The 23374-nt window shown below is 60.9% G+C and carries 21 protein-coding genes and 1 pseudogene; 8 read left to right on the forward strand and 14 right to left on the reverse strand.

Annotated elements, in window-relative coordinates; translation table 11 throughout:
* Positions 1-120: 120 nt before the first annotated feature.
* The 6 genes from CKW32_RS17295 to CKW32_RS17320 are packed head-to-tail and all read right to left on the reverse strand — an operon-like array spanning position 121 to position 7474.
* Positions 121-1095 carry a bifunctional 2-polyprenyl-6-hydroxyphenol methylase/3-demethylubiquinol 3-O-methyltransferase UbiG gene (locus CKW32_RS17295; protein WP_241089452.1) on the reverse strand — a complete coding sequence of 325 codons (975 nt, stop codon included), beginning with the start codon at positions 1093-1095 and terminating at the stop codon, positions 121-123.
* Positions 1096-1114: 19 nt separating this feature from the next.
* On the reverse strand, positions 1115-3271 hold the full coding sequence (locus tag CKW32_RS17300; RefSeq protein WP_095185493.1) for a glycosyltransferase: 2157 nt from the start codon (positions 3269-3271) through the stop codon (positions 1115-1117).
* 11 nt (positions 3272-3282) lie between these two features.
* Positions 3283-3987: a 2OG-Fe(II) oxygenase family protein gene (locus CKW32_RS17305; RefSeq protein WP_095185494.1), complete on the reverse strand. Its 705-nt coding sequence runs from the start codon at positions 3985-3987 to the stop codon at positions 3283-3285.
* Positions 3980-5404, reverse strand: a complete 1425-nt coding sequence (locus tag CKW32_RS17310) for a polysaccharide pyruvyl transferase family protein (RefSeq protein ID WP_095185495.1) — start codon at positions 5402-5404, stop codon at positions 3980-3982. The genes CKW32_RS17305 and CKW32_RS17310 overlap by 8 nt, the downstream gene beginning before the upstream one ends.
* Positions 5401-6669 (reverse strand): ABC transporter ATP-binding protein, encoded by a 1269-nt coding sequence (locus CKW32_RS17315; RefSeq protein WP_095185496.1) that lies wholly within the window; start codon positions 6667-6669, stop codon positions 5401-5403. The genes CKW32_RS17310 and CKW32_RS17315 overlap by 4 nt, the downstream gene beginning before the upstream one ends.
* A complete protein-coding gene (locus CKW32_RS17320) occupies positions 6659-7474 on the reverse strand; it encodes an ABC transporter permease (RefSeq protein WP_095185497.1) in 816 nt (271 codons plus the stop codon). Before CKW32_RS17320 ends, CKW32_RS17315 begins: the two co-directional genes overlap by 11 nt.
* A gap of 297 nt (positions 7475-7771) precedes the next feature.
* Between CKW32_RS17320 and CKW32_RS17325 the strand changes: the two genes are divergently transcribed.
* Complete coding sequence (locus tag CKW32_RS17325; protein WP_032885931.1) at positions 7772-8230, forward strand: Hsp20 family protein; 459 nt, start codon at positions 7772-7774, stop codon at positions 8228-8230.
* Between the two features lie 109 nt (positions 8231-8339).
* Here the strand turns inward: CKW32_RS17325 and CKW32_RS17330 are convergent, their stop codons facing one another.
* The 3 genes from CKW32_RS17330 to CKW32_RS17340 form a co-directional block, all read right to left on the reverse strand.
* Entirely contained in the window at positions 8340-9608 is a 1269-nt protein-coding gene (locus CKW32_RS17330) for a cation:dicarboxylate symporter family transporter (RefSeq protein ID WP_095185498.1), read from the reverse strand.
* 95 nt (positions 9609-9703) lie between these two features.
* On the reverse strand, positions 9704-10912 hold the full coding sequence (locus tag CKW32_RS17335) for a pyridoxal phosphate-dependent aminotransferase (protein ID WP_095185499.1): 1209 nt from the start codon (positions 10910-10912) through the stop codon (positions 9704-9706).
* A gap of 11 nt (positions 10913-10923) precedes the next feature.
* Positions 10924-11586, reverse strand: coding sequence for an RraA family protein (locus CKW32_RS17340; RefSeq protein ID WP_095185500.1), 663 nt, complete (start codon positions 11584-11586; stop codon positions 10924-10926).
* Positions 11587-11708: 122 nt separating this feature from the next.
* On the opposite strand from CKW32_RS17340, the gene CKW32_RS17345 reads away from it, so the two are divergent.
* Together CKW32_RS17345 and CKW32_RS17350 are read left to right on the forward strand one after the other, a co-directional pair.
* Positions 11709-12605, forward strand: a complete 897-nt coding sequence (locus CKW32_RS17345) for a LysR family transcriptional regulator (RefSeq protein WP_095185501.1) — start codon at positions 11709-11711, stop codon at positions 12603-12605.
* 64 nt (positions 12606-12669) lie between these two features.
* Entirely contained in the window at positions 12670-13725 is a 1056-nt protein-coding gene (locus CKW32_RS17350) for a D-isomer specific 2-hydroxyacid dehydrogenase family protein (RefSeq protein ID WP_095185502.1), read from the forward strand.
* Positions 13726-13806: 81 nt separating this feature from the next.
* Here CKW32_RS17350 and CKW32_RS17355 read toward each other — a convergent pair whose 3' ends face one another.
* From CKW32_RS17355 to CKW32_RS17365, 3 genes are all read right to left on the reverse strand, one after another.
* Positions 13807-16203 carry a TonB-dependent siderophore receptor gene (locus tag CKW32_RS17355; RefSeq protein WP_095185503.1) on the reverse strand — a complete coding sequence of 799 codons (2397 nt, stop codon included), beginning with the start codon at positions 16201-16203 and terminating at the stop codon, positions 13807-13809.
* Positions 16204-16278: 75 nt separating this feature from the next.
* Positions 16279-17229 (reverse strand): FecR family protein, encoded by a 951-nt coding sequence (locus tag CKW32_RS17360; protein ID WP_095185504.1) that lies wholly within the window; start codon positions 17227-17229, stop codon positions 16279-16281.
* A complete protein-coding gene (locus CKW32_RS17365; RefSeq protein WP_095185505.1) occupies positions 17226-17747 on the reverse strand; it encodes a sigma-70 family RNA polymerase sigma factor in 522 nt (173 codons plus the stop codon). The genes CKW32_RS17360 and CKW32_RS17365 overlap by 4 nt, the downstream gene beginning before the upstream one ends.
* Positions 17748-17961: 214 nt before the next feature.
* Between CKW32_RS17365 and CKW32_RS17370 the strand changes: the two are divergent.
* The 4 genes and pseudogenes from CKW32_RS17370 to CKW32_RS17385 all read left to right on the forward strand — a co-directional run.
* A pseudogene (locus tag CKW32_RS17370) lies at positions 17962-18192 on the forward strand (MFS transporter); the annotation flags it as partial.
* Between the two features lie 61 nt (positions 18193-18253).
* Positions 18254-18688: a hypothetical protein gene (locus CKW32_RS17375; RefSeq protein ID WP_095185506.1), complete on the forward strand. Its 435-nt coding sequence runs from the start codon at positions 18254-18256 to the stop codon at positions 18686-18688.
* Positions 18685-20139: an ATPase domain-containing protein gene (locus CKW32_RS17380; RefSeq protein WP_032885925.1), complete on the forward strand. Its 1455-nt coding sequence runs from the start codon at positions 18685-18687 to the stop codon at positions 20137-20139. The genes CKW32_RS17375 and CKW32_RS17380 overlap by 4 nt, the downstream gene beginning before the upstream one ends.
* A gap of 15 nt (positions 20140-20154) precedes the next feature.
* Complete coding sequence (locus CKW32_RS17385; protein WP_095185507.1) at positions 20155-21171, forward strand: sensor histidine kinase KdpD; 1017 nt, start codon at positions 20155-20157, stop codon at positions 21169-21171.
* Here CKW32_RS17385 and CKW32_RS17390 read toward each other — a convergent pair.
* Entirely contained in the window at positions 21168-22229 is a 1062-nt protein-coding gene (locus CKW32_RS17390; protein WP_095185508.1) for an SDR family oxidoreductase, read from the reverse strand. The genes CKW32_RS17385 and CKW32_RS17390 overlap by 4 nt on opposite strands.
* Positions 22230-22385: 156 nt before the next feature.
* On the opposite strand from CKW32_RS17390, the gene CKW32_RS17395 reads away from it, so the two are divergent.
* Entirely contained in the window at positions 22386-23183 is a 798-nt protein-coding gene (locus CKW32_RS17395; RefSeq protein ID WP_032885922.1) for a DNA/RNA non-specific endonuclease, read from the forward strand.
* Between the two features lie 9 nt (positions 23184-23192).
* Here the strand turns inward: CKW32_RS17395 and CKW32_RS17400 are convergent, their stop codons facing one another.
* Entirely contained in the window at positions 23193-23372 is a 180-nt protein-coding gene (locus CKW32_RS17400; RefSeq protein WP_032885921.1) for a DUF1289 domain-containing protein, read from the reverse strand.
* Positions 23373-23374: the final 2 nt, after the last annotated feature.

Genomic DNA, 23374 nt, shown 5'->3' on the forward strand with positions numbered 1-23374 from the left:
GGTAAAAGGCCGCGAGCAGTTTTTTCATACTGGCCGGAAGCGGCAGCCGGTGGTAGGCCACACGCCAGCGGTTCCAGCGTGAGGGACGCCGATCGGTCAGCATAGGGGCGGGCTGCCTTATCAGGACTTTCGCGGTGAGGCGGCGACGATGACGAAGTCGCTTTTCAGCGTGCCGGATTCGATCAAGCCGTCTTCGATGTCGAACAACATTTGCAGCACCCGTAACGACTGTGGATTGTCCTCCTTGAAATTGCCGGCGATACCGTGCATCAGGAACTGCAGCAGCGAGCCGCCGCAAAGATTCAGTGCCCGGATATCAAAGTGCTCTCCCACCACCCGCAGAATATCCGCCGAACGCACGGCTTCCGAAGGGTCGACTTTGACCACGTCGGCCGGGTCGGGTAATGGCACGGCGTGTTGCACCTGGCCGTATGAACCCTGCACGAATGAACGGCGAAACTGCTCGGGAATCAAGCCGAACGCGTGGCTGATGGCTGCACGTTGCTGCGCATCAAAGGCGAAGTGGTTGGCCCCGACGTATTCATTGAAGAACAGCCAGCCGCCGGGTTTCAGGCTATGGGCAACGCGCTGGCAGACCACCTCCAGCTCACGGATATGGTGCAGCGAACCATTGAACCAGACCGCATCGTATTGATTGGCGGGCAGGTCAGTCTTTTCGATATCGCACAACGAGTAATTGATTGTTGACGCACCCATCGCCAGCGCTTCTGCCCTGGCGGCGTCGAGTGCGCCCGGTGCGATGTCCACGGCGTCGCAGTGTTCGAATGCGTGGAGCCTGTAGAGCTCGCGCTCCAGGGTGCCGGTGCCACAGCCGATACTGAGCATCCGAGCGCCTTGCACCGGGTCGCCCAGGAACTCTTTGAGGCAGTACTGCACCCAGCCGGGGTGGCCGCTGCCAGCCGTTGCCTTGCGCTGATGGCGCCGCTGTACCGCCGGAACGGCGAGCCAGTAGACATCCGCAGAAAAAGCATCGGAGCCGGCCATGTTTTCCGACCAGTGATCGGCCGTCACTTGCTTGTCGGCGCTTATCTCTTCCAGCTTACCGCTGAGCTTGCTCATGATTCGCTTGAACACGGAGTCCTCCTTGGGTGGGTCAGTGCGTATCCGGTTGTCGCTGTGGCTGCGGACGTGTCCAAGCCCCCCATTTGCTTTCGAAATACGCTTGGTTTTTGTCCCACAGCGCTTGGTATTCACCGCTGACAATCAGCTTCTTGAAGGAAGCTTGGCCTACGTGATGGATGAAGGCGTCCTCTGCGCACACGGTCCGCAAGCCCGCCGCCTGGATACGCCGGCTGTAATCGTCGTCCTCGAACATGCCGATGCCGAAGGCCTCATCCAGCCAGCCGATGCGCTCGAACACGTCGCGACGCATGGCCACGCAGAACATGGCGAGCATGCTGATATCGAACGTACGGCCTCGGTGCTGCGCGACGTGGCGGTCGGCGAAGGCTTCCATGTGTGCAATGTCAGCGTAGTCGACGCTGATCTTGGCTTCGTTACCCACCGAGTTGGTCATCGGGCCGATCAGGCCGATCTGTGGGTCTTGCAGGTGGCGGAGCAACGGGTCTATCCAGCCCTTGGGCACCACAGTGTCGTTGTTGAGCAGCACCAGGTAATCCCCGGTTGCCAATTTGAGCCCCTGGTTATTGGCGGCGGCGAAGCCCAGGTTAAGGTCGTTGAGCACCAGGGTGAGGTTGGCGTGGGTGCGGCCCAGGTAACGCAGGTAGTTGCCCGTATCGTCCGAGGAGGCGTTGTCGACGATGATCAGCTCGTAATTAGGGTAGGTGGTGTTGCGCAGCAGGCTTTCGACGCAGGCTTGGGTCAGCTCGACATTGTTGTAGGTGACGACCACGATCGACACTTTCGGATGCAACGCCTTCAGTGCGCTGAGGTTGGCGTCGAAGCGATTGCGCCAGTCATTGGCGCTGGCGAGTGCCACTCGCTCGGTGGGCGTCGCGAGATCGGTTTCGCTTAAGGCACGGTTAATCTGCTCGATGAACGCTTGCGGCCCATCGGCGAAATACACGTAGTCGTCGTAGATCTTCATTTCTTCCAGCGGTACCGACACCACCGGTTTACCCGCGCTGATGAACTCGTAGAATTTCACCGGATCGACCGCGTGGGTCACGTTGTACAGCCGAAATGGGATCAGGCAGACATTGAAGTGGTACAGGTACAACGGCATCTGGGCATAGGGCTTTCTGCCGAGCAGGTGCACATTGGGCAAACGGTCAAGGCCGGCCAGGTCCTTGACGAAAATGTCGCCGATCAACACGAAACTCCAGTCTGTACGCTGCCGGGCGATGGTGGCGATCAACTGCAAGTCCACCCACTCGGCCAGGCCCCCGTAAAAACCGATCAAGGGCCGTGGGATGTCCGACAGCAGGCTGTTGGGCACGCAGTTGCGTTCGAAGAATCCGAAATCCACACCATTGCGCAACAGCAGGCAGTTACTGCTCGTCGTTGCCCATTTTTCGTGCAGCAGGGCGGCGGTGACGGTCACCAAGTCGGCGTCTCGAACCAGGGTTTCTTCTTCCTCCAGCAACACCTTGCCGATGCCCGGAAAGCCCACCCAGTCATCCATGCAGTCGTATTGGATTTTCCAGCCATGGTCTCGGCGCAACTGAGCGGCGAGTGGTGCCCAGAAGGCCAGGTGGACGACGGACACCGCCGTCTTTATGCGCAAGTCCTCGGCCAGTTGCTCAATCGCCGTCGAATAGGCCAGTAGATTTTTTTCCCCGATGCGGTCGTTGTAGCAGTCCACGAACTCCTGGCGCTGTAACGCAATCTCGAAGACGCCGGGCGCCACTTCAAGGCAGCTATAGGCATGGCCGGGCTCGGCACTGCGTGAGGGCACGATGTAGAAGACGCGGTAGCCATGCCTGGCGAACTGGCTCATCAACTGCTGGGGGCGCTGGAAACGCGCGGCCCAGTCGATATTGGCGAAGCAGAGGATGTCGAAGCGGTTCTCTGACGAGGCTTCGTCAGGCGCTGGCGACCCGTTGCTTATCGACGGGCTGCTAAGAGGAAAACTGTCCTGGTGCAGGAAGTCGGGAGTGTCGGGGCCGGTGTGCAGTGATCGGTATCGCAACCAATGAAGCAGTGCTCGCAACGGCTTGGTGATCCGCCAGGAGCGCGTGTTTTTTAACGTTGCGATATAGGCAATTGCTGCGTCTCGCTGCCGGCTGGCTGCATCACGCTCCATGCGCATGCGGTCTTGCTCAAGGGTAGCTTGGCTGTCCTTATCCATGTCGTTGGCCTTCACGAGCGTGTTGGGTTGTTCTGCTCGCCATAAGCGTGCAGCGGTGTCTGGTCATCGGCGGGCCACATCGAACTGCTGGAGCCAGGTCGATAGAACGTGACGGTGACGCTGCGCCGAGAGGAGCGGCAACCGTCCACCACCCGTGAAACGGCATGCCAGGAATGGTCTGAGCGAACCAGAATGGCTGAGTTGCCGATCACCGGGACCACTTGCGCGATGATATCGGTGGGGGCTGCAGAGCCGAGGATTTGCAGGCAACCGCCCTCGGCCGGGTTCCACGTCTGGTTGAAATACAGGATGTGCGTGACCAGCTTGTCGCCCAGGTCCGGGTGAGGTCCCAGGTTGGCCCCAGGCCCGTAATGGAACACGTTGACCTCCATCGGCACGTGCGTCAGGTCCACGCCGGTCAACGCGGACATCGCCTGGCGGTACTTCGGCGAACGCAAGCTGTGGGTCAATGCCAGCCATTGGCGGCTTAACGTCTGTGGGTTGACCACCTCGTGGCTGCCCATTGCGATCAACTGCCGTGCCTCGTATTCGTAGTCCTTCGCCCCGCCGTAGCCGGAGACCGTCTTGAAGTGATCGTGCGGGTAGGTTTCGGCCAGCGCCCTCGCATCTTCCGGCGTATATAACTCACCGATCTCGGCCCAGGCATACGGGGCGGTGTGCAAGCGATGGGCACTTAGTTTGCTCAGGTCAATCATGTCGAAGGGCTCCCAGCCATTTCTGCAAAGTACGGCGAGCGTGGCGCAGCGGCGCCGTCAGCTTGAAAGAGTTGGAGCGATACAACTTTTCAAGCGCCTGTTGATGGTGTTCGTGTTCGGCTTGCCGCTCGGCGGCCTGGCGCTGGCTCTCTATGTATAGAGCTTCGAAAACGCCCCGCTCGGCGACCTGACGCTGGCTCTCTACGTATAGATCTTCGAAAACACCCCGCTCGACGGCCTGACGCTGGCTCTCTATGTATAGATCTTCCAAAACACCGGGCAAGCCTTGCCAGTAGCGGTTGAGGGCCGGGGGGGTGGGCCTGCGACCTTCGCGAACCAGCTCTGCCACACGGTCCCAGTGCGCGTCGACCTGTTCCATCGCCGAGGCGGTGACGGCAGATATCGGCTGCTTGCCCAACTGAGCGCGAAACCACTGCGGGTCAATCGCCTGGTCCCGGCGCAATTGGAAGATTCGCCCATGGCTGGGCAGTGCGGTGTATTTGCCGGTGCCCAGGTCTGCCGAGCAGAAGATCGGTACACCAAACACCAGCGAACTGATCGCCAAGTGGTAGCTGTGCCCGATCACACCTTCGGCATGGGCGATCACCTCGGCCAGCAGCAGGGGAGTGGGCCAATACGGCAGGCACCGCGAGCGCTCCAGATCATCGCCCAGGACTGAAGGGTGATCGCCCAGCACCGGCCCGATGGGCAGCAGCAATAGTTGCAGGTCCTCGAACAAGGCGGCATGTGTTCGCCACATCGCCAGGAAACTGTCCAGCCCCCACATGGCGTGCACCACCACATAGGGTTTGGTCAGGTCGGCACTGGCGCGTAATGCCAGGAATTCGGCTGACGGTGATTGGGGATCGAGCAGCCGAGGAAGACCAAAGGCGGTGTCGGGCAGCACCTGCACCGAGGCTGTTTCCGACACGCGGGCCAAGACCGCCTGCGACAGCGCATCCCTAACCCTGATGTGGGGGCTGTGATCCAGGGTCAGCTTCACCAGCGGCGCGGCCCACGGCGGTATGTCGTTGCAATGCATGCCCGGCGCATTCCAGATCAGCGGGACGCCGTGTTGCAACGCGATCAGTGCCGGCGTCAGCCAGTAACCGGTGGGGTGGTGGATGGACGCGTCCGGCGGGTAATAGTCGGTGGCCACCACTTTGTCGAAGCGAATGATGAAGCCGCCACCGATCAATACCCCGTCAAGCTGGGCGGCGATGTCGGGCAGTTGGGTCACTGAGGTGACCGCGTAAGGCCATTCAGGCTCGGCTTTGCCGTGATAGGAAAATCGGTGCAGCGTTATCGGGCCCAGACGCCTGGTCAACTCCGCCTCGGCGAGGATGGGGAACAATAAGTCGCCGTAATTGGCGACATCGAAGGTGCCGAAGATCCCGACCTGCCATTTTCGACTCATTGCAACTCCCCGGATTGGACTGTTTGAGCGCCGGGGCTGGCTTCTATTCCCAGGTCGACGAAGCCCAGGAAGTCCTTGGTGCCAGGCAAGGTGTCGAAGGCCAATAGCGCAACCTGCTTTTCGATCAACTGTGCAGTTTCTTCGGTGTGGCCGTTCATCAGTTTCAGTGTGATGTGGTACTTGCCCGCCGCGAGGCTGGCGGGGAAGCGGACGGTAATCGTCGCCCTGCGCCAGCCGTCTTGCGCGACCTCCATGTGCAGCGGCAGATTGGCCCCGCCGATCACCAACAGTCGGGCTTCCTGGATTGTCACGCTGATGGTCGGCAGCTCGATGGTTTCACGCACCCGGGTTTCGATGCGCAGCTCGATGGTTTCGCCATACACAAAGCTCGAATACAGGCTGTCAGTGTTAGTAAAGCAGGCCGCAACAATATGGCCTTCATCCGTGCCAAAGGCGATACCACCCTGCTTGGCGAGAAACGGCTTGGGGGCAACGGGCACCGTGCCGCCGCTGGCCCAGCGGCGCTGCTCGTCACGCATTTCGAGCAGGTAGAGTTCGGCCATTTCTTCGGGAGAACCGCTGGCGCGCACCTTGCCTTCACGCAGGTAAATCACCCGATTGCAAAAACGTTTGACCATGCCCATGTCATGGGACACGAACAGCAGTGTCGTCCCTTGTTGAGTCAGTGCTTCCAGACGATTGAGGCATTTGAATTGAAAGGATGCATCCCCCACTGCCAGGGCTTCGTCGACGATCAGGATGTCCGGTTGCACGCACACCGCCACCGCGAAGGCCAGCCGCACCAGCATGCCGCTGGAGTAGGTCTTGGTCGGCTGGTCGATAAAGTCGCCAATATTGGCAAAGTCTGTGATTTCGGCGAATCGCGCCTCGATTTCGGCGTGGCTCAGCCCCAGCACGGCACCGTTCATGTAGACGTTTTCGCGGCCGGTGAACTCGTGATTGAAGCCCGAGCCCAGCTCCAGCAACGCGGCGACGCGGCCATGGCTCTGAAGGCTGCCGGACGTGGCACTCAGCGTGCCGCAGATCAGTTGCAGAAGCGTCGATTTGCCACTGCCGTTGCGACCGATGATGCCCACCGTCTCGCCTTTGCGCAGCTCCAGCGACACATCCTGGAGTGCCCAGAACTCTCGATAAAAATGTTTTTTGCCTCGGGATAGCATCTGCCACAGGCGATCCCTGGGCGTGTCATAGATGTGGTAGCTCTTACTCAGGTTGGCCGTTTGCACGGCGATTTCAGAGCACATCGGCAAATCCTTTGCGGGTCTTCTGGAACCAGATAAACCCCAGCCAGGCGACGCCACTGGCAACCACCAGGCCGCAGGCCCATGTGAAGGGATCGGGCACGATGCCCCAAAACAATACGTCTCGGGTCTGCTCGACCACCCGAGTGAGCGGGTTGAGGTGCAGAAGGCCTTGGTAGGCCTGGGGGAATGCGCTGGTAGGGTAAAAAATCGCCGACACAAACATCAAGGCCGTCGTCAGCACGCCGACCATCTGGCCGACATCGCGCAGGTAAACGCCCAGCGAGGCCAGCAGCCACGAGATGCCCAGGGTAAACAGCACCAGTGGCAGCAGCACCAAGGGCAAGAGCAGGCTGGTCAACGGTGGCAGGCCGAAAAACACCAGGTGGAAGACCAGCCAGATCGTCAGGCTGGCCAGGGTATGGAACAACACCGCGCCCAGCACTACCCACGGCAGGATCTCCAGGGGGAACATGACTTTCTTGACGTAGTTGGCGTTGGAGATGATCAAGCCCGGCGCACGGCTCACGCATTCGGAAAACACGTTGAACACCAGCAGGCCGGCAAACACCAGCAACGCAAACTCCGTTCTGGAGCCGCTGCCTTGGGGCCAGCGCATCTTGAACATCATGCTGAACACGAAGGTGTACACCAGCAACATGAAGAGCGGGTTCAGGAACGACCACAACAGCCCCATGATGGAGCCACGATACCGACCAATTACATCCCGCTGGACCATGGATACCAACAGTTCTCTGTGTCGCCAAGGGCTGGAAAACATGCCGGCCTGCGTGTTTGTTTGACTCATCCAACGATTCCCATGGCCAGTGCAGTGCGCTCATGAGTCTAGTCAGCAATTGTCGTTTCGCTATGTACCTTTTAAGGATTGTTCAATCGACCTTGATCAGCCCTGTATTGCTGGTGGCTCCCGCGATGGCCCTGACGCGTCGGTGCGTCAGCCGGTCTTCATGCAATCCTCGGTGCGAGTAAAATTTTTTTGTGGGCGCCGCTTGAAATTTTTTCCCCTGATCCTACTTAGGTTTTACGCGATGCCGAATGCGGGTCGCGTATCAAATCACTTGGAGAAAACTCAGGAGATTTTGCAATGGCTACTACTCTCTCGTTGGCCCCACTGTTCCGTCATTCCGTTGGTTTTGACCGGTTCAACGACCTTTTTGAATCGGCGCTTCGCAGCGAGGCCGGTACCACCTATCCACCTCACAACGTCGAAAAGCACGGTGATGATCATTACCGGATCGTCATCGCGGCCGCAGGACTTGTGGAGGATGACCTGGAGATCCAGGTGGAAAAAGGCGTGTTGACCGTCGCCGGTGGCAAGCGTGAACACGATGAGGGCATCACTTACCTGCACCAAGGCATTGCCCAGCGCGCGTTCCGTCTGTCGTTCCGCCTGGTCGACCACATTGAAGTGCAGGGCGCGCAACTCGCCAATGGGTTGCTGAGCATTGATCTGCTCAGGGTGGTCCCGGAGGAAGCGAAGCCTAAGCGCATTGCGATTGGCGGTGCGGCCAAGGCTGACGTGAAATCCATCAGCGAGCAGTAAGGCTGGAATGAATAAAGGCGCTCTTCGGAGCGCCTTTATTCGATGTGGCGAGGTCAAAATTAGCCGCTTTTGTGGTGAGCGGGCTCGTCACAAAAGCACAGCCGCCGCTTCATTGCATCTGCACATTTTGCGCGTTCTGCTGCTGCCCAGCCCGCCCCTCCCACTTGGCAATCACCAACGGCGCCAACGCATTGCCCAGCACATTCAGCGCTGTGGTCGGCATCTCCATCAAGCGGTACACCCCGGCGATAAACGCGATGCCTTCCAACGGCAAACCGGCGCTGGCCAGGGTGGCCGAAAGAATCACGAACATGAACCCCGGCACCCCAGCCGCGCCCTTGGAGGTGAGCACCATGGTCACCACCAGCAAGGCCTGATCGCCCAGGCTCAAATCAATGCCGTACAACTGCGCGACGAACAGGGTACCGATGCCGAGGAACAGTGAGGCGCCGTCGAGGTTGAACGAGTAACCCACCGGCACCACAAAGCTCACCAGTGAAGGTGGTACGCCGTAGGTCTCGAGTTTCTTCATCAGTTGCGGCATCACCGCCGCAGAGCTGGCGGTGGAGAAGGCCAGTACCAGTTCATCCTTGATATGACGCATCAGCGCGAACAGGTTGATCCCGCACAGGCGCGCCACCAGGTTGAGCACCACCAGCACAAAGAAGGCGATGGCCGCATAGCTGACCATGATCAGCTTGGCCAGTGGCAGCAACGAGCTGAAGCCGAAGTTGGCCACGGTCACGGCAATCATGCCGAACACGCCGATGGGCGAGTAGGCCATGATCATCGAAGTGACCTTGAACATCGCATCGCTGACGCCGCGCAACAGTGCGATGACCGGGTCTTTGCGCTCGGCGGGCAGGCGCGCCACGCCCAGGCCGAACATCACCGCAAAAAACAGCACCGACAGCAGGCTGCCCTGGGCCATGGCGTTGACCACGTTGTCGGGGATGATGCCGACGATGATCTGCCCCAGGCTATGACCGGCGCCGTTGCTGGTGGGCAGGGTGATATTCGCCGCGTGCAGGCTGGACAGTTCAGTGCCGGCGCCGGGCTTGAGCAGGTTGCCCATGACCAGGCCGATGATAATCGCCAGGGTGGTGATGCAGAAAAAATAGCTCAGGGATTTGACCCCGATACGGCCCAGGGATTTGCCGTCACCGTGCCCGGCAATGCCCACCACCATGCAGGAAAACACGATGGGCACCACGATCATTTTCATCAGCTTGATAAAGATGTCGCCCGCCGGTTGCAGGACATTGTCCACCAGCCATGGTCGGGATTCGGGAAAGCGGTGCAGCAGGGCACCAATGGCGATACCGGCGAGCAAGCCGATCATGATTTGCCAGACCAGCGCGATACGGGGCGTGTGCATGGGAATGCCTCATTTGAGATCAATGATTTTTAAATTGTTGTTCTAGGCAGTCAAAAGGCGTCCGTCCGCTGGTCGCCGGGTGTTACGGGTGGCCGTCAGCGCAGGTCGTGGCATGCGTCTTTGAGGCGACGGCACCCTTCTTCGATCACGTCCAGGGAGCTTGCGAACGACAGGCGCACATACGGCGACATGCCGTAGGCCGCGCCGCTGACCGTGGCCAGGCCGTAGTCGCGCAGCAGGTAGTCCACCAGTTGGGTGTCGCTGTCGAGGCGATCACCTTGGGGGGTGAGCTTTCCCATCAGGCCGCTGACGTTGGCGAATACATAAAACGCGCCATCCGGTGGTGTAACGCCCAATTCGGGGATGCCCTCAAGCAGCGCCAGAATCCGCGCGCGGCGTTGCTGGTATTCCCCGCGCATGCCGGCGATAGGTGCTTGATCACCCGCAAACGCGGCCACAGCTGCCGCCTGGCTCAATGAGCTGGGGCAGGTGGTGGTCTGTGACAGCAACTTGGCGATGGCCGCGATCAACCACGCCGGCCCCGCGCCAAAGCCCAGGCGCCAACCGGTCATCGCATAGCCCTTGGACGCGCCGTTGACGATCAGCGTGCGTGGCTTGAGGTCGGGCGCCAGGCGTGTCAACGGCACATGCCGGGCGTCTCCGTAGACGAAGTGTTCGTAGATCTCATCGGCCATGACCAGCACATGGGGATGGCGGCGCAACACCTGCGCCAGGGCCAGCAGCTCGGCTTCGCTGTACACCGCGCCGCTGGGGTTGTTCGGGCTGTTGAGGATCACCCATTTGGTGCGTGGGGTGATCGCCTCTTCGAGCGCGGCGGGCGACAGCTTGAAACCCAGGCGTTCATCGCCAGGAATGATCACCGGCGTGGCATCGTTGAGCCGTGCGATGTCCGGGTACGAGACCCAATACGGCGTGTGCACGATGACTTCATCGCCGCGATTCAACGTGGCGGCCAACGCGTGATAAATGATGTGCTTGCCACCGCAACCGGCGACGACTTCGTCCAGCCCATACACCACTTCATTATCGCGCTGCAGTTTCAGGCAGATGGCCTGGCGCAGCGCGAGGGTGCCTGGGGTGGCCGTGTAATGGGTATCACCGTTGTGCATCGCCAGGCTGGCGGCCTCAAGAATATGCGCTGGGGTGTCGAAGTCCGGCTCGCCCACGGTGAAGTTAACGATGTCGCGGCCTTGGGCGCGCAACTCGGTGACCAGGGCGTTGGCAGCAATGCTGGGGGAGGGCGCGATACCCAGGACACGGTCCGACAAAAATGCAGTGCTCATCTCGGACTCCTTCACACCAGGCCGGCATTGTTGAGGGCCTTGTCGATCCAGCTCTGGCGCACCGCACCGCTGGCAATTTCGGCCTTGACCGCTTCTTCGTGCTCGGCATGTTGCGCGGCGCGGCGCAGCACTTCGGCGGCGTCGGCCTGGGAGAACGCGACCAAGCCGTCTTCATCACCCACCAACAGGTCGCCGGGATTGATCACCATGCCGCCGATGGACACCGGCACGTTCACTTCGCCGGGGCCGGTTTTGTAAGGGCCGGTGTGCACCACGGCGCGGGCGTAGCAAGGGGTGTCCTCAAAGCTGGCGACATCGCGAATCGCGCCGTCGATCACAAACCCCACGCAACCACGCTGTTGGGCGTAGAGCTTGACCAGCTCACCGATCACCGCGTTGTTGGTGTCGCCTTGGCCGTCCACCACCAGCACATGGCCGGGTTGCAGCATGCTCATGGCCTTGTAGATCAGCAGGTTGTCGCCGGGACGGGTCTTGACCGTGATCGCCGTGCCCACCAGCTTGCCGCTGCGGTTGTAGCGCGTGAGTCCACGGGCGCCGATATGCCGGCCGAGGTTGTCGCTGATATGCGGCGTGACCACCTGGGCAAACGCCTCGACCAGTTCGGCCGGGGCCATGGGCGCGTTGGGAAGGATGCGTGAACCGGGCAAGGACATGGCAAATCTCCAGAATTGTTAGATAGCGATGGGCTATGGCCGGATCTTAGGAGTGATGACCGAAGAGTTTTAGCGATATTTTATGATGTGATAGCATCGCTTTTTCTCATGAATTGGTCGCCATGATCACCTTCAAGCAAATCGATGCGCTGTATTGGATTGCCGAACTCGGCAGCTTTGAAGCGGCGGCGAACAAGCTGAACATGTCTCAGTCGGCCATCTCCAAGCGCATCCAGGAGTTGGAAGACACCTTCGACGTCGAGATTTTCGACCGCAGCAAGCGCAACGCCCGGCTGACGGAGAAGGGTGGTGAGCTGCTCGACTACGCCCGCGACCTGCTCAACAGTCGCGACCAACTGCTCGAACGGGTCAGCGCCCGCGAAGTGCTGGTGCGCCGTTTTCGTCTCGGCGTCACCGAACTCACCGCATTGACCTGGCTGCCGGCGTTGGTGGAAGCGCTGCGCCAGGCCTACCCCAAAGTGCAGATCGAACCGTCGGTGGAACTGAGCAGCGAACTGTTTCGCAAGCTGGAAAGCGACCAACTCGACCTGGTGATTGTGCCGGACGTTTACAGCGACCCGCGCTTCCATAGCACCGCGCTGCAAAGCCTCGAAAACGCCTGGATCTGCGCGCCGGGCCTGATCCCCCATCCAGACCCCGTAAGCCTGGAAGTGCTGGCCGATTACACCGTCCTGACCCAGGGTTCGCAGTCGGGCACCGGCTTGATCTACGAGCGTTGGCTGGCCGCGCACAACGTGCAGATGCCGCGCACGCTCACCAGCCATAACCTGCTGGTGCAGGTGGGGTTGGCGCTGTCGGGGATCGGCGTGAGTTATTTGCCCAAGGCGTGTTTGTCGCACCTGATCGAGCACGGCGCATTACGCGCGCTGGTCACGCAGCCGGAGTTGCCGAGTATCCAGTACGTGGCATTGCACCGGGTGGACCGTCAATTCGGCTTGAACCAGGACGTGGCGCGGCTGGCGCAGGCCTGCTGTGATTTTTCGCGGTTACTGTTTTAGAACCAGTGTGGCGCGGTGCTAGTGTATCGGTGCGGTTGAACACCCTTTAAAGAGGCTCACAGGTATGGCATTCACCACCCTGATACTGGATGCTCCCGGCCCGCCGTTGCTGTTCGAGGAAGTCGGCCGATTCCTTGAGTTGGGCCTGATCGTCACCCTGAATCTCTACTATTTCACGGATAAACACAGTATCCGTGAGCACTATGGCGAGCGCATCCGGTACACCGAGATCAATGGCCACGACCGGCAAGCTTTTATCGACGCCGTGACTCAGGCCGGGGGGTATAGCGTGTTGAAGACGCGCCTGAATATTCCCATTGAGAGCGAACTGATCCGCGCCGCGGCATCATCGGCCCTGCCAACGCCGCTGCGCGCCATCGCCCAAGCGGGTACAGGCGTTAACCATATCGACCGGCAAGAGGCTGAGCGGTGTGGCGTGACCGTACTCAACACGCCGGGCTCCAACGCGTCGGCGGTCGCCGAATACGTCGTCGCCCAGGCGTTGTTTTTATCCAGGGACCTGGACCACTACAACGCCGAAACGCACAACGGCCGCTGGTCCAAGGGCACCTTGGCGCCCGGCCTCGAATTCGGCGAACTCACGCTGGGGGTGGTGGGCACCGGCAGCATTGCCCAAGCCGTCGCACGCAAAGCGGGATCGCTCGGTATCAATGTCATCGCCAGCGGTTCAGAGCGTTTTACGCAGCAGGTCGCGCGTAGCCTTGGGCTTGAGCGACGGCAAACCCTCGAACAATTGCTGGGCGAGGCCGACGTGGTTTCTATCCACGTACCGCTGACACCGCTCACCCAAGGCCTGTTCGGCCTTGCCCAGTTCAGGCTGATGCGCCAAGGTTCGATACTGATCAATACCGCTCGCGGCGGCATCGTCGACGAAGCCCAGTTGGCAAGCTTCATGACCGCGTTTCCCAGGCATATCAAAGCGGTTGCCATCGATACCTTTGTCCACGAAAAAGACCGTTTTTATTCGCCACTGGCAGGCATCAGCAATGCCCAACTGACACCGCATATCGCAGGCAACACGACGACGGCGATCCGTAAGGCTTCACGGCAGATTGTCGACAAGATCCACGCACTCAGCCTGGCTGCGGGCGCAGGTTAACCACGGACCTGTTCATGGTCATCGGCTCGTTCGCCAGCTTGCTGGTGCTGCTGACCATTGCCGAGCCGGTGCCGGTGAGCATTACCAGCGATACGTCAACGAACTGACCAACTGTCGCTCATCGCCATACCGGCAAATCGCGAATTCGCAATAGGTGTAGCGCTTGTTGGTGACGTTATTGGCGTTCAGCGCGACTTCCCAATGCGGGTCGATCTCGTAGCTGGCGCGGGCGTCGTACAGGGTATAGGCAGGCATCGATGACGGCACGCCGGAAGCCTGGGTGGTGCCTTTGTAGCGGGCGCCGCCGCCGATGCGCAGTTGCGGGATGCCGAGCGCCGCCAGGCGGTAATCGGCCCAGAGGGCGGCCTGGTGGTAGGGCGTATCTTCGCTGCGTTGGCCGATTTCACTGGCGATATCGCTTTTGGTGATGCGTGCGTCGATGTAGGCGTAGGACGAGATCAGGCTGAGGTTGGGGGTGACTTCGGTCTTGGCTTCAAGCTCGAAACCACGGGAACGCACTTCGCCGACCTGTACCGAGAAATTGAGGTCGGTGCGGTCCTGGCTCAGCACGTTTCGCTGTTCCAACTGGTACACCGCTGCACTCAGCAGCGTGGCGCTGCCTTCGGGTTGATAGCGGATACCGATTTCATACTGCTTGCCTTCGGTGGGCACAAAGCTTTGTCCCGCCTTGTCGGTGCCGGCCACCGGGAAGAACGATTCGCTGTAGCTGATGTAAGGCGCCAGGCCGTTGTCGGCCTTGTACACCAGCCCCGCGCGCCAGGTGGTAGCTTCATCGCGCTTGCTGCTCTTGGCCGAATTGCGGAACAGTTCGGTGTCCTGGTTGGCCCAGTCATGGCGGCCGCCCAACAGCAGAATCCAACGTTCGTCGAATTTGATCTGGTCCTGGAAGTAGATGCCTTTTTGCAGGGTGTCGATCTGCGAGCCACGGTCCGCGGCCGGGTTGCGATTCACTACCACCGGCTGGCCATATTGGTAGGTCGCCAGGTTCAACGGCTGTGCGGTACCACGGAAGTTGTGCGAGTCGTAGCTGGTGTCGTAACCATCGAAGCCCAGCAGGAAGGTGTGCTGCCAGTCGCCGAACTGCCATTTGCTCTCGATATTGGTGTCGCTGGCCAGGCCCCGCGAGCGTTCCTGGCGGTCGCTGTATTGGCGCCGCAGCAGGCCGGTGGTTTGCGCGGTGCCGATGTTGACTTGCAGGTAACGCCACGTCACATCCGACTGGTAGTAACGCAGCTTGTTGCTGATACGCGTGTGTTCATCGAAGCGGTGTTCGAACTCATAGCCGAGCGCCGACATCTCGCCGTTCATTTCGTCGTAGTCCGGCTCGCCGATAAAGTCGTGGCGGCCGATCTGGAACCGGCCTTCGCCGACGCCTTTGGTTAACTGATAGGGCAGCGGCGCGGAGAAGCCCGTTTCGGTCTTCTGGTAGAACGACAGCAGGGTCAGCGAGGTGTCGTCGTCTGGTTGCCAGGTCAGGGCCGGGGCCACATAGATCTTGTCGTTGTTGATGTGGTCGGCGGCGGTGTCGCTTTTGCGATCGAGCAGGGTCAGGCGGTAGCTCAAGGTGTCGCTGTCGCCCAACGGGCCTGTGAAGTCGGCGGACAGTTGCTTGCGGTCGTTCTGCCCGGCTTGTAGGTTGATCTCGTGGTAGGGCGTCTGGCTGGCGCGCTTGCTCACGGTATTGATCAGGCCGCCCGGCGACAGTTGGCCATACAGCACCGACGCCGCGCCGCGAATCACTTCCGCCCGTTCCAGGCCATAGGGTTCCTGCACGCCGTCGTAGGAGTTGTTCTGCAAGCGCAGGCCGTCGCGCAGGGAGCCGCCGGTGGCCGATTCCACATCGAAGCCGCGAATGCGGAAGCGGTCCGAGGTGCGGTTGAAACTGGTGGGCTGGCTGGTGAAGCCCGGGGTCAGGTCGAGGGTCTGCGACAGAGTTTCCGATTGGCGGTCGCGGATCTCGTCGCTGGTGACCACCGACAGCGATTGCGGGGTTTCGATGATCGGCGTGTCGGTCTTGGTGGCGCTGAGGTTGCGCGTAGCCACATAGCCCTGGACGTGATCGGTGCTGCTTTCTTCGATCCGCCCGGTGATCGACGTGGGCCCCAGTTCCAAGGAACCTGTAGTGTTGATCGGCACCAGCACGTAGCCATTGGCGCCTTGCATCGCCTGCAAGCCGCTGCCGCGCAGCAACTGGGCAAAACCCTGGGCCACCGGGAAGTCGCCCTGCAGGCCGCTGGTGTTCAGGCCTGCGACGGTTGTGCTGTCGAACAGCAGCGCCACATGGGCCTGCTGGGCGAACAGGTTCAGCGCAGGTCCCAGCGGCCCGGCGGCGATGGCATAACGCGCCGCCTCCTGCGCCGCCACCGGGCTGCACACGCCTAAGCTCAGCGCAGCCAGGCTGACCAGGTTGATCGCCAGGGCGAGGGGTAAGGGAGAACGCTTAAGGTGGCGTGGCATGGAAGAAATTCCTGTTATTAAGGTGCTTTCTTCCTTGACGGGGCAGGTGTGAAAAGCGGAACCCGGCAGGCGAAACTATTTTTCCAGGCGATCGACCTGCAACCACAACGGGCTGAACGCGCGGATACGCACCGGCAGGCCGTCGGCAATCAATTGCAAGGCGCGCCGCGGGTTATCCAGCGGCAACACAGCGGACACGCGCAGGTCGGCCAACTGCTGGCGATCGAACTGCACATGGCCGCCGTACTGGCGCGCGAGTTCATCGAGCACCTCCGGCAACGGCCGGTCCTGCACCACCAATTGATGGTGTTTCCAGGCGTCCTCCGTGGCGCGCGGGTCGATCCTGCCCAGCAGCGTGACCGCGTCCGGGGTGATGCGTGCCTGTTCGCCGGCGCTCACCTGCACAGCGTCATGCTGGCTGGCGTCGGTGGCGGCGACGGTCGATTCGAGCATGCTCAGCAGCGTACCCGGTGCTTCGCGCTTGACCGTGAAGCGCGTGCCGAGGGCGCGCATCTGGCCGTCGTCGGTCACCACCGTAAACGGCCGCGTCGCATCGTGGGCCACTTGCACGAGGATTTCGCCGCGCAGTAAGCGCACCTGGCGCTGCTGGCCGTTGAAGGTCAGGTCGACGGCGCTGTTGCCGCCGAGGGTCAATTGCGAGCCGTCTTCCAGATTGACCTGCTGCCATTGCGCCCGGGCGGTGCGCTGGTCGGCCAGCCAGTAACTGGGCGGGTAAGTTCGCAGCGCCAGGGCCACCGGCAACGCCAGCAGCACGCCTAGCAGCACGCGGCCGGCCGGGTTGCGCCGACGTACCCGGGCGGCCTCCAGCGCGGCCTGCACCGGCGCCTGTTGCGGGCGCAACGCCTGCAAACGCCCGACAAAACCCTGCAAGCGTTCAAACGCGGCCACGTGCTGTGGGTCGGCGGCCTTCCAGCGTTCGAATTGCTGTTGCTCGTGCTCGCTGAGGTTGCCTTCATTCAGACGGATCACCCAGTTGGCGGCCTGCTGGTCGAGGTCGGCGCTCATACGTCCAGCGAGTGGTTGCAGTGCATCAGCGCGTTCATCAAGTGCTTGCGCACCATGCGCTCGGAAATTCCCAGACGGCTGGCGATCTCGCTTTGGCGCAGACCTTCGAGGAAGTACAGCAGGAACGCCTGCCGCGCATTCAGGGCCAGGCCGTCGAGCACGAAGGCAATCTGTTCCAGTGCCTCCAAGGTGACGAGGATCTGTTCCGGCGACTGCTGGCACTGCTCCATCATCTCGACGGTCAGCGCCAATTCCCGCAGGTAGGTGTCTTCCAGATGACGCCGGCGTGCGCGGTCGATGATCAGGTGGCGCGCCGTTGTGGTGAGAAACGCCCGGGGCTCGCGCATGCCACCGAGGGCGTCGCGGGAGGTGAGGATTCGCACAAACGTATCGTGGGAAAGATCCGCGGCGTTATGGGGGCAGCCCAGCTTTTTGCGCAGCCAGCCGAACAACCAGCCATGGTGCTCGGTGTAGAGCGCATGGACGGCGTGGTTCAAGGGAAGGTGGCGTGCCGACATGGGAGCATACGTCTGCGGATAAGAATTATTCGCAAGATTAGCGGTGTGCCATCAGCGAAAGCAAGCGTGGCCAGCATGGCCTGCTGAATTTATATCGCCTGGGCTGGCTAACCGATGGGGAATCCAGCCCAAGCAAGCCGGTTATTTCGACGGATTGCTACGGCGCGGCACCGTCGAGGCGGCTATATCCCAGGTCATCAGAAGTTGGCTGATCGCGGCGGGCGAGGGGGCGGATGTGGCGTTATCGCTGAACGTGGTGGCGTGGAACAGCGCAATCGCCGGCAGTGGTGTGGTGGGCGGTGTGCTGCTGGATACCTGGGGCGTGGCCTCGTTTGCGTGGGCGATGCTCGTGTTGATCGGCGTGGCGCTGGCAATTGTCTGGGCGGCGCGTGCCCATGGTTTCAGGCCGGGGCGAAGGGCTGGTGTTGAGACAGCGACTCAATAAACCTTCGGTCGAGCGCCATAGGGTGTACGCTGGGTCTCAATTCATCGGATATAAGCCCGTCATGTCCACGCTAAGCGAAGAGAGCCGCCGGATCGTAGCTTCTCTGGCGCACCGTGTTGGTCCCAGCGCTGATACCGCGCGTATCGCCGAAGTGATCGTGTCGATACTGCAAGGCATGGATGCCGCACTGACGCCGATCATCGGCCAGCAGGGCGTTGTTGCGTTGACACGCCGCAGCATCCACCTGAGCGCCTCCATTCATCCCCACCTGGCCAGCACGTTTGAACGTGCGCAGGCGGCGCCGGATCTGCTCGGCCTCAAATCCGTGCTGGTTGAGCAAAGTGAAGCGGATGCACTGCTTTTCGGTGAAGGGCTGCTGATCACCTTTTACACGCTGCTGACCACGCTGATCGGGCCTTCGCTGACCGCCCGTTTGCTGCGCGACGTGTGGGAACCTTCTTTGAGCGACACCCCTTCGCAGGAAAATTCGCCATGAGCACCAAAGTAACTATCAACCGCCTGGCTACCGGCGTGCCAGGGCTGGACGAGGTGCTGGGCGGAGGATTGCCGGAGTTTTCGTTCAACCTGATCGCCGGCCCTCCCGGCTGCGGCAAGACCACGCTGGCGCATCAGATGATGTTTGCCCTAGCGACACCTGAGCGGCCCGCGCTGTTTTTCACTGTCTTGGGTGAGCCGCCGTTGAAGATGTTGCGTTATCAGCAGCAGTTCGACTTTTTCGACAACGATGCGATCAACCATTCGATTCGCTACATCAACCTGGCTGACGACACGCTGGCAGGTGACCTGGATGAAGTGCTGCGACGCATCGTCAGCGAAGTGGAGGCGCATTCACCGTCGCTGGTGTTTGTCGATTCCTTTCGTTCGGTGGTGCTGGCCAGCCAGACTCAGCACAACCCCAACAACAACCTGCCGCAGTTCGTTCAACAACTGGGCATGTTGATGACCACTTGGCAGGCGACCACCTTCCTGATTGGTGAGTACTTCACCGAAACCGACACCAACCCGATATTCACCGTAGCTGACGGGTTGATCTGGCTGCGCCAGAGTGTTGAGCGCAATTCCATGGTGCGCAAGATGGAAGTCATGAAGATGCGCGGCCAACCGACTTTGCCGGGTTTGCATACCTTCCGCATCGCCAGTTCCGGCATCAATGTGTTCGCACCTGCGCCGCTCAACCCGGTCGAGATACCGATGACGCTGCCGATGCAGCGCTTGAAAATGGGCGTGCCACGCCTCGACGAAATGCTTGGCGGCGGTTTGCCTCGCGGCTATTCGCTGCTGGTGGCGGGGCCTTCTGGGTCGGGTAAGAGCATCCTAGCGGCGACCTTTCTGGCCGAGGGTGCGCGCAATGGCGAAACCGGCGTTATCGCGGTGTTCGAGCAACGGCCCAACCGCTCGCAAAACGCTACCCTGGCAGACCTGATCCAAAGCGGAAGGGTCAGCCTGGTGGACAGCCGGGCGCCGGATTTGTCCATCGACGAAATCGTCCAACTGTTGCTGAGCGAGATCAGCCGCTTGAACGCCACGCGGGTGGTCATCGATTCGCTGTCGGGCTTTGAGCTGGCCCTGGCGCCGACCTTTCGTGCGGACTTCCGTGAGTCGCTGTCACGCATGGTTACCGCGTTGACCCGCGCCGGGGTCAGTGTATTGATGACCTCGGAGCTGGAAGACCGCTACACCGATCTGCGCTTCAGCCCCTACGGCACGGCGTTCCTGACCGATGCGATCATCGTGCAGCGCTACATCGAAGTGCGCAGCCGCCTGTTGCGCATCATGGCCGTGGTCAAGGTGCGTGCCAGTGCCCACAGCGATGAGCTGCGCCAATATCACATCAATGACGATGGCCTGCAGATCGGCGAGATGCTCGCTGACCAGGAAGGGCTGCTCGGTGGTCGTCCGACTAGCCAGCCAATTAAGGAACGATAATGTCTGAGTTGACCCATGAGTAAACGCGCTGGAGAGGACGAGCGTGAAGCAGCCAATGCTGCCCACGAACTCTTCCTGCTCGGCCAGAAAACCGTTGAAGCCCGAGCGGTACTGGCCGCATTGCAGCAGCAACTGAGTGACGCCAACAGTCGCCTGGAGGATTCCCAGCACGTCGAGCAGTTGATCGAGGCCAACCAGCAGTTGGTGCTCGCCATACTCCTGGCCCAATCCGTACCGGTCGCCATGCCGGGCATGGAAGAGCAACTGTTTCAGGAACTGCGTGAGGCCAACGCGCAACTGGTCATCGCAGCGCTCGGCGCCCAGGACCTGCAGGCGACAGCGGAGCGAGCGTTGGACCAGCAGAAAGGCATCCTTGCGATGGTCGCCCATGAACTGCGTAATCCGCTGACCCCCATCAAGCTGATTGCCGAGCGAATGGTACGGCTGCCCAGTGATCAACTGCCGCGCATGCGCGAGTTGATCGAGGGCCAAGTCCAGCATATTTCCCAACTGGTCGACGACTTACTGGATGTCTCGCGCGCCAGCACCGGCAAGCTGCGTATCAACTGCAGTGAAGTGGACATGCTGCGTATTCTGAATGCCGCCGTTGATGCCTGTAGCCCGGTGATGATTGCACGAAAGCAACAGTTTGATGTCGAGCTGCCTGACGCTGCTCTGATCGTCAACGGCGACCCGGGCCGACTCGCGCAGATTTTGCACAACCTGCTGGCCAACGCGGCCAAGTACACGCCCGTAGGCGGCACCATCAGCATGACGGCCACCGTAACCGCCAAAGTGTTGCGGATCAGAATTGCCGACAATGGCATCGGTGTTACCGCCAAGGCACTGCCGTTCATTTTTGACCCGTACGTGCAAGACACACACGCCATCGGCTTCAACGTGACGGGCCTGGGCATTGGCTTGACGGTAGTGCGTGAATTGGTCGAAGCCCACGGCGGTAAGGTGACGGGGATGAGTGATGGGCATGGCAAGGGCAGCGAATTTGTGGTGACGCTGCCCCTGGTGCGTTAAGGGATCAACCGTGCTTCGCGCAACTTATCGAACACCTCGAAAAATGCCTGGTCGCTCGCCTGGTAGGCGGTGAACCCCATCTTCCGGCTCTTGGACATGTCCGTGACCACCTCGATCGGGCGCCCCAAGTCGGCATCGGTGTGCCAGGGCGAGGCGAGGCGGCTGATGTCCGTTTCCTTCAGCCCATGCTCCGCAGCGAGCTGGCTCCAGGCGGCCTGATCGTCGGCCATCTGACTCTCAAGCGGCGAGGGTTTGGCCGGGAAGTCTGCGGGTACAAGGCCAAAATAATCGGCAATCTGCCCCCACATCCATTTCCATCGGAACACGTCGCCGTTAGTGATGTTGAACGCCTGGTTGGCCGCCGCCGGCGTGGTGGCGGCCCACAGCTGTTGTTGTGCCAATTGCCGCGCATCGGTCATGTCGGTGAGGCTGTCCCATTGCACGCGGGAACCTGGGAATACAAATGGGCGCCCAGTGTGTTTGCAGACACTGGCGTAGACGGCGAGGGTGGTCGCCATGTTCATCGCATTGCCCACGGCCACGCCGGTGACTGTGTGCGGGCGATGCACGTTCCAGGTGAAGCCGTCCTTTTTGGCGGCGGCGAACACTTCGTCTTCCTGGGCGTAATAGAAGTTCTCCACATCCAGGCGGCCTTGCTCTTCGCGGAAGGGGGTTTGCGGCAGGCTGCCCTTGCCATAGTTTTCGAACGGCCCGAGGTAGTGCTTCAAGCCGGTGACCAAGGCCACATGCTGCACGCTGCCGGCGGGGCGCACGGCATCCAGCACGTTGCGCACCATGGCGGCGTTGACGCGGATGTTCTCGGCTTCGGTGGCCTGGCGCGACCAAGTGGTGATGAATACGTGGGTGGGTTTCAGATCGGCCAGGGCCTGTTGCAGCGATGCCGGGTCCTGCAAGTCGGCGGCGACTGGAATCACGCCCGGCACCTGTGATGGCTGGCGGGACAGCGCGGCGACCTGCCATTGTTGTTCAAGCAGTAGCTGGGTGATAGCGCTGCCAACGATGCCGCTGGCGCCTACGACGAGTGCTGTCTGGGTCATAAAATTCTCCCGAGGATGTAGGCTTCTGAGCCCCTGCGTGTAGGAGAGGTTCAACCTTATCCGTGAGTCTCGCGGCACCAAACAGACGAATCAGGGTCCATAAGCCCCGCACGAACATTCGCGCTTCTCCGTTACCCTCACCATAAGATTTAAAGCATGTACCTACGCACTATCGCTGTCGGGCTGTCGGCCCTTGTTTTGTTTTCTACCGCTGTAGATGCCCGCAGTCTGGTAAACCCCTACACCCCCACCGAACAACGCGCCTCATTCGATGGCTGTGCCGATCTCTTCCCTGCCGCCGCCCCAATTAAGACAGCCACCGTTCCGGCGTCGATGAAACCCCTGGCGCTGTGTTCCGAGACGTTTGCGGTGCTCTACTCACAGACCAGCAAGACCCCGTTGGTGGTGGTCGAACGCCTGAACGCTGCGCAGTTGAAAGATGCCAAAGGCGAGGAGCGCACCAACCAGTTCTATGCCGACCCGCGCATTCCAAAAGGCGGCCGCGCGGAGCTGAGCGACTACCGCAGCCAGCACCCGGCCGTTGACCGCGGCCACCAGGCTCCGGCCGCCGATGCTCCCAACGCCCGCGCCATGGCGCAGTCGTTTGCGCTGTCGAACATGGTGCCCCAAGACCCCACCAACAACCGCAAGATCTGGAGCAAGGTCGAGGCGGACGTGCGCAAGTTTGCCAAGCGCGCCGGCGGTGATGTGTATGTGTTTACCGGGCCGCTGTTTGACCAGGGTTACAGCACCATCGGCGACAACAAGGTCTGGGTGCCGACGCGCCTGTTCAAGCTGGTGTACGACGCCTCCAGCCAGCGCGCCTGGGCCTACGTGCTGCCCAACGCTGAAACGCGCATCCAGAAGCCGATGGACTACGACACCTTCGTGAAAAGCACCGGGCTCAAACTGCTGGGTAATCTTCCTGTGTCAGGGTCGATTGGGCGCTCCTGAATACGCGGCTTACTTAGCCTTTTTCAACGCCTTCAAGCGTTGGGTTGCACGTTGCACCGCGGCCATTTTCTCGGGGCGTTTCATGCGTTTCCATTTGCGGATGTCGTCCTTGCTGCGCCCACAGCTGACGCACAGGTCGCCGCTGAGCTGACAGGTGGAGACGCAGGGGTTTTCGATGTCTTTAGCCAAGA

It is taken from the genome of Pseudomonas sp. Irchel 3H9 (genome assembly GCF_900187495.1).
Taxonomy (GTDB): domain Bacteria; phylum Pseudomonadota; class Gammaproteobacteria; order Pseudomonadales; family Pseudomonadaceae; genus Aquipseudomonas; species Aquipseudomonas sivasensis.

Excerpts from the sequence above, each read along its gene's own strand:
- CKW32_RS17300 (WP_095185493.1), bottom strand. The coding sequence starts at position 3,271 with ATGGATAAGGACAGCCAAGCTACCCTTGAGCAAGACCGCATGCGCATG.
- CKW32_RS17305 (WP_095185494.1), bottom strand. The coding sequence starts at position 3,987 with ATGATTGACCTGAGCAAACTAAGTGCCCATCGCTTGCACACCGCCCCG.
- CKW32_RS17310 (WP_095185495.1), bottom strand. The coding sequence starts at position 5,404 with ATGAGTCGAAAATGGCAGGTCGGGATCTTCGGCACCTTCGATGTCGCC.
- CKW32_RS17315 (WP_095185496.1), bottom strand. The coding sequence starts at position 6,669 with ATGTGCTCTGAAATCGCCGTGCAAACGGCCAACCTGAGTAAGAGCTAC.
- CKW32_RS17320 (WP_095185497.1), bottom strand. The coding sequence starts at position 7,474 with ATGAGTCAAACAAACACGCAGGCCGGCATGTTTTCCAGCCCTTGGCGA.
- CKW32_RS17325 (WP_032885931.1), top strand. The coding sequence starts at position 7,772 with ATGGCTACTACTCTCTCGTTGGCCCCACTGTTCCGTCATTCCGTTGGT.
- CKW32_RS17330 (WP_095185498.1), bottom strand. The coding sequence starts at position 9,608 with ATGCACACGCCCCGTATCGCGCTGGTCTGGCAAATCATGATCGGCTTG.
- CKW32_RS17335 (WP_095185499.1), bottom strand. The coding sequence starts at position 10,912 with ATGAGCACTGCATTTTTGTCGGACCGTGTCCTGGGTATCGCGCCCTCC.
- CKW32_RS17340 (WP_095185500.1), bottom strand. The coding sequence starts at position 11,586 with ATGTCCTTGCCCGGTTCACGCATCCTTCCCAACGCGCCCATGGCCCCG.
- CKW32_RS17345 (WP_095185501.1), top strand. The coding sequence starts at position 11,709 with ATGATCACCTTCAAGCAAATCGATGCGCTGTATTGGATTGCCGAACTC.
- CKW32_RS17350 (WP_095185502.1), top strand. The coding sequence starts at position 12,670 with ATGGCATTCACCACCCTGATACTGGATGCTCCCGGCCCGCCGTTGCTG.
- CKW32_RS17355 (WP_095185503.1), bottom strand. The coding sequence starts at position 16,203 with ATGCCACGCCACCTTAAGCGTTCTCCCTTACCCCTCGCCCTGGCGATC.
- CKW32_RS17360 (WP_095185504.1), bottom strand. The coding sequence starts at position 17,229 with ATGAGCGCCGACCTCGACCAGCAGGCCGCCAACTGGGTGATCCGTCTG.
- CKW32_RS17365 (WP_095185505.1), bottom strand. The coding sequence starts at position 17,747 with ATGTCGGCACGCCACCTTCCCTTGAACCACGCCGTCCATGCGCTCTAC.
- CKW32_RS17375 (WP_095185506.1), top strand. The coding sequence starts at position 18,254 with ATGTCCACGCTAAGCGAAGAGAGCCGCCGGATCGTAGCTTCTCTGGCG.
- CKW32_RS17380 (WP_032885925.1), top strand. The coding sequence starts at position 18,685 with ATGAGCACCAAAGTAACTATCAACCGCCTGGCTACCGGCGTGCCAGGG.
- CKW32_RS17385 (WP_095185507.1), top strand. The coding sequence starts at position 20,155 with ATGAGTAAACGCGCTGGAGAGGACGAGCGTGAAGCAGCCAATGCTGCC.
- CKW32_RS17390 (WP_095185508.1), bottom strand. The coding sequence starts at position 22,229 with ATGACCCAGACAGCACTCGTCGTAGGCGCCAGCGGCATCGTTGGCAGC.
- CKW32_RS17395 (WP_032885922.1), top strand. The coding sequence starts at position 22,386 with ATGTACCTACGCACTATCGCTGTCGGGCTGTCGGCCCTTGTTTTGTTT.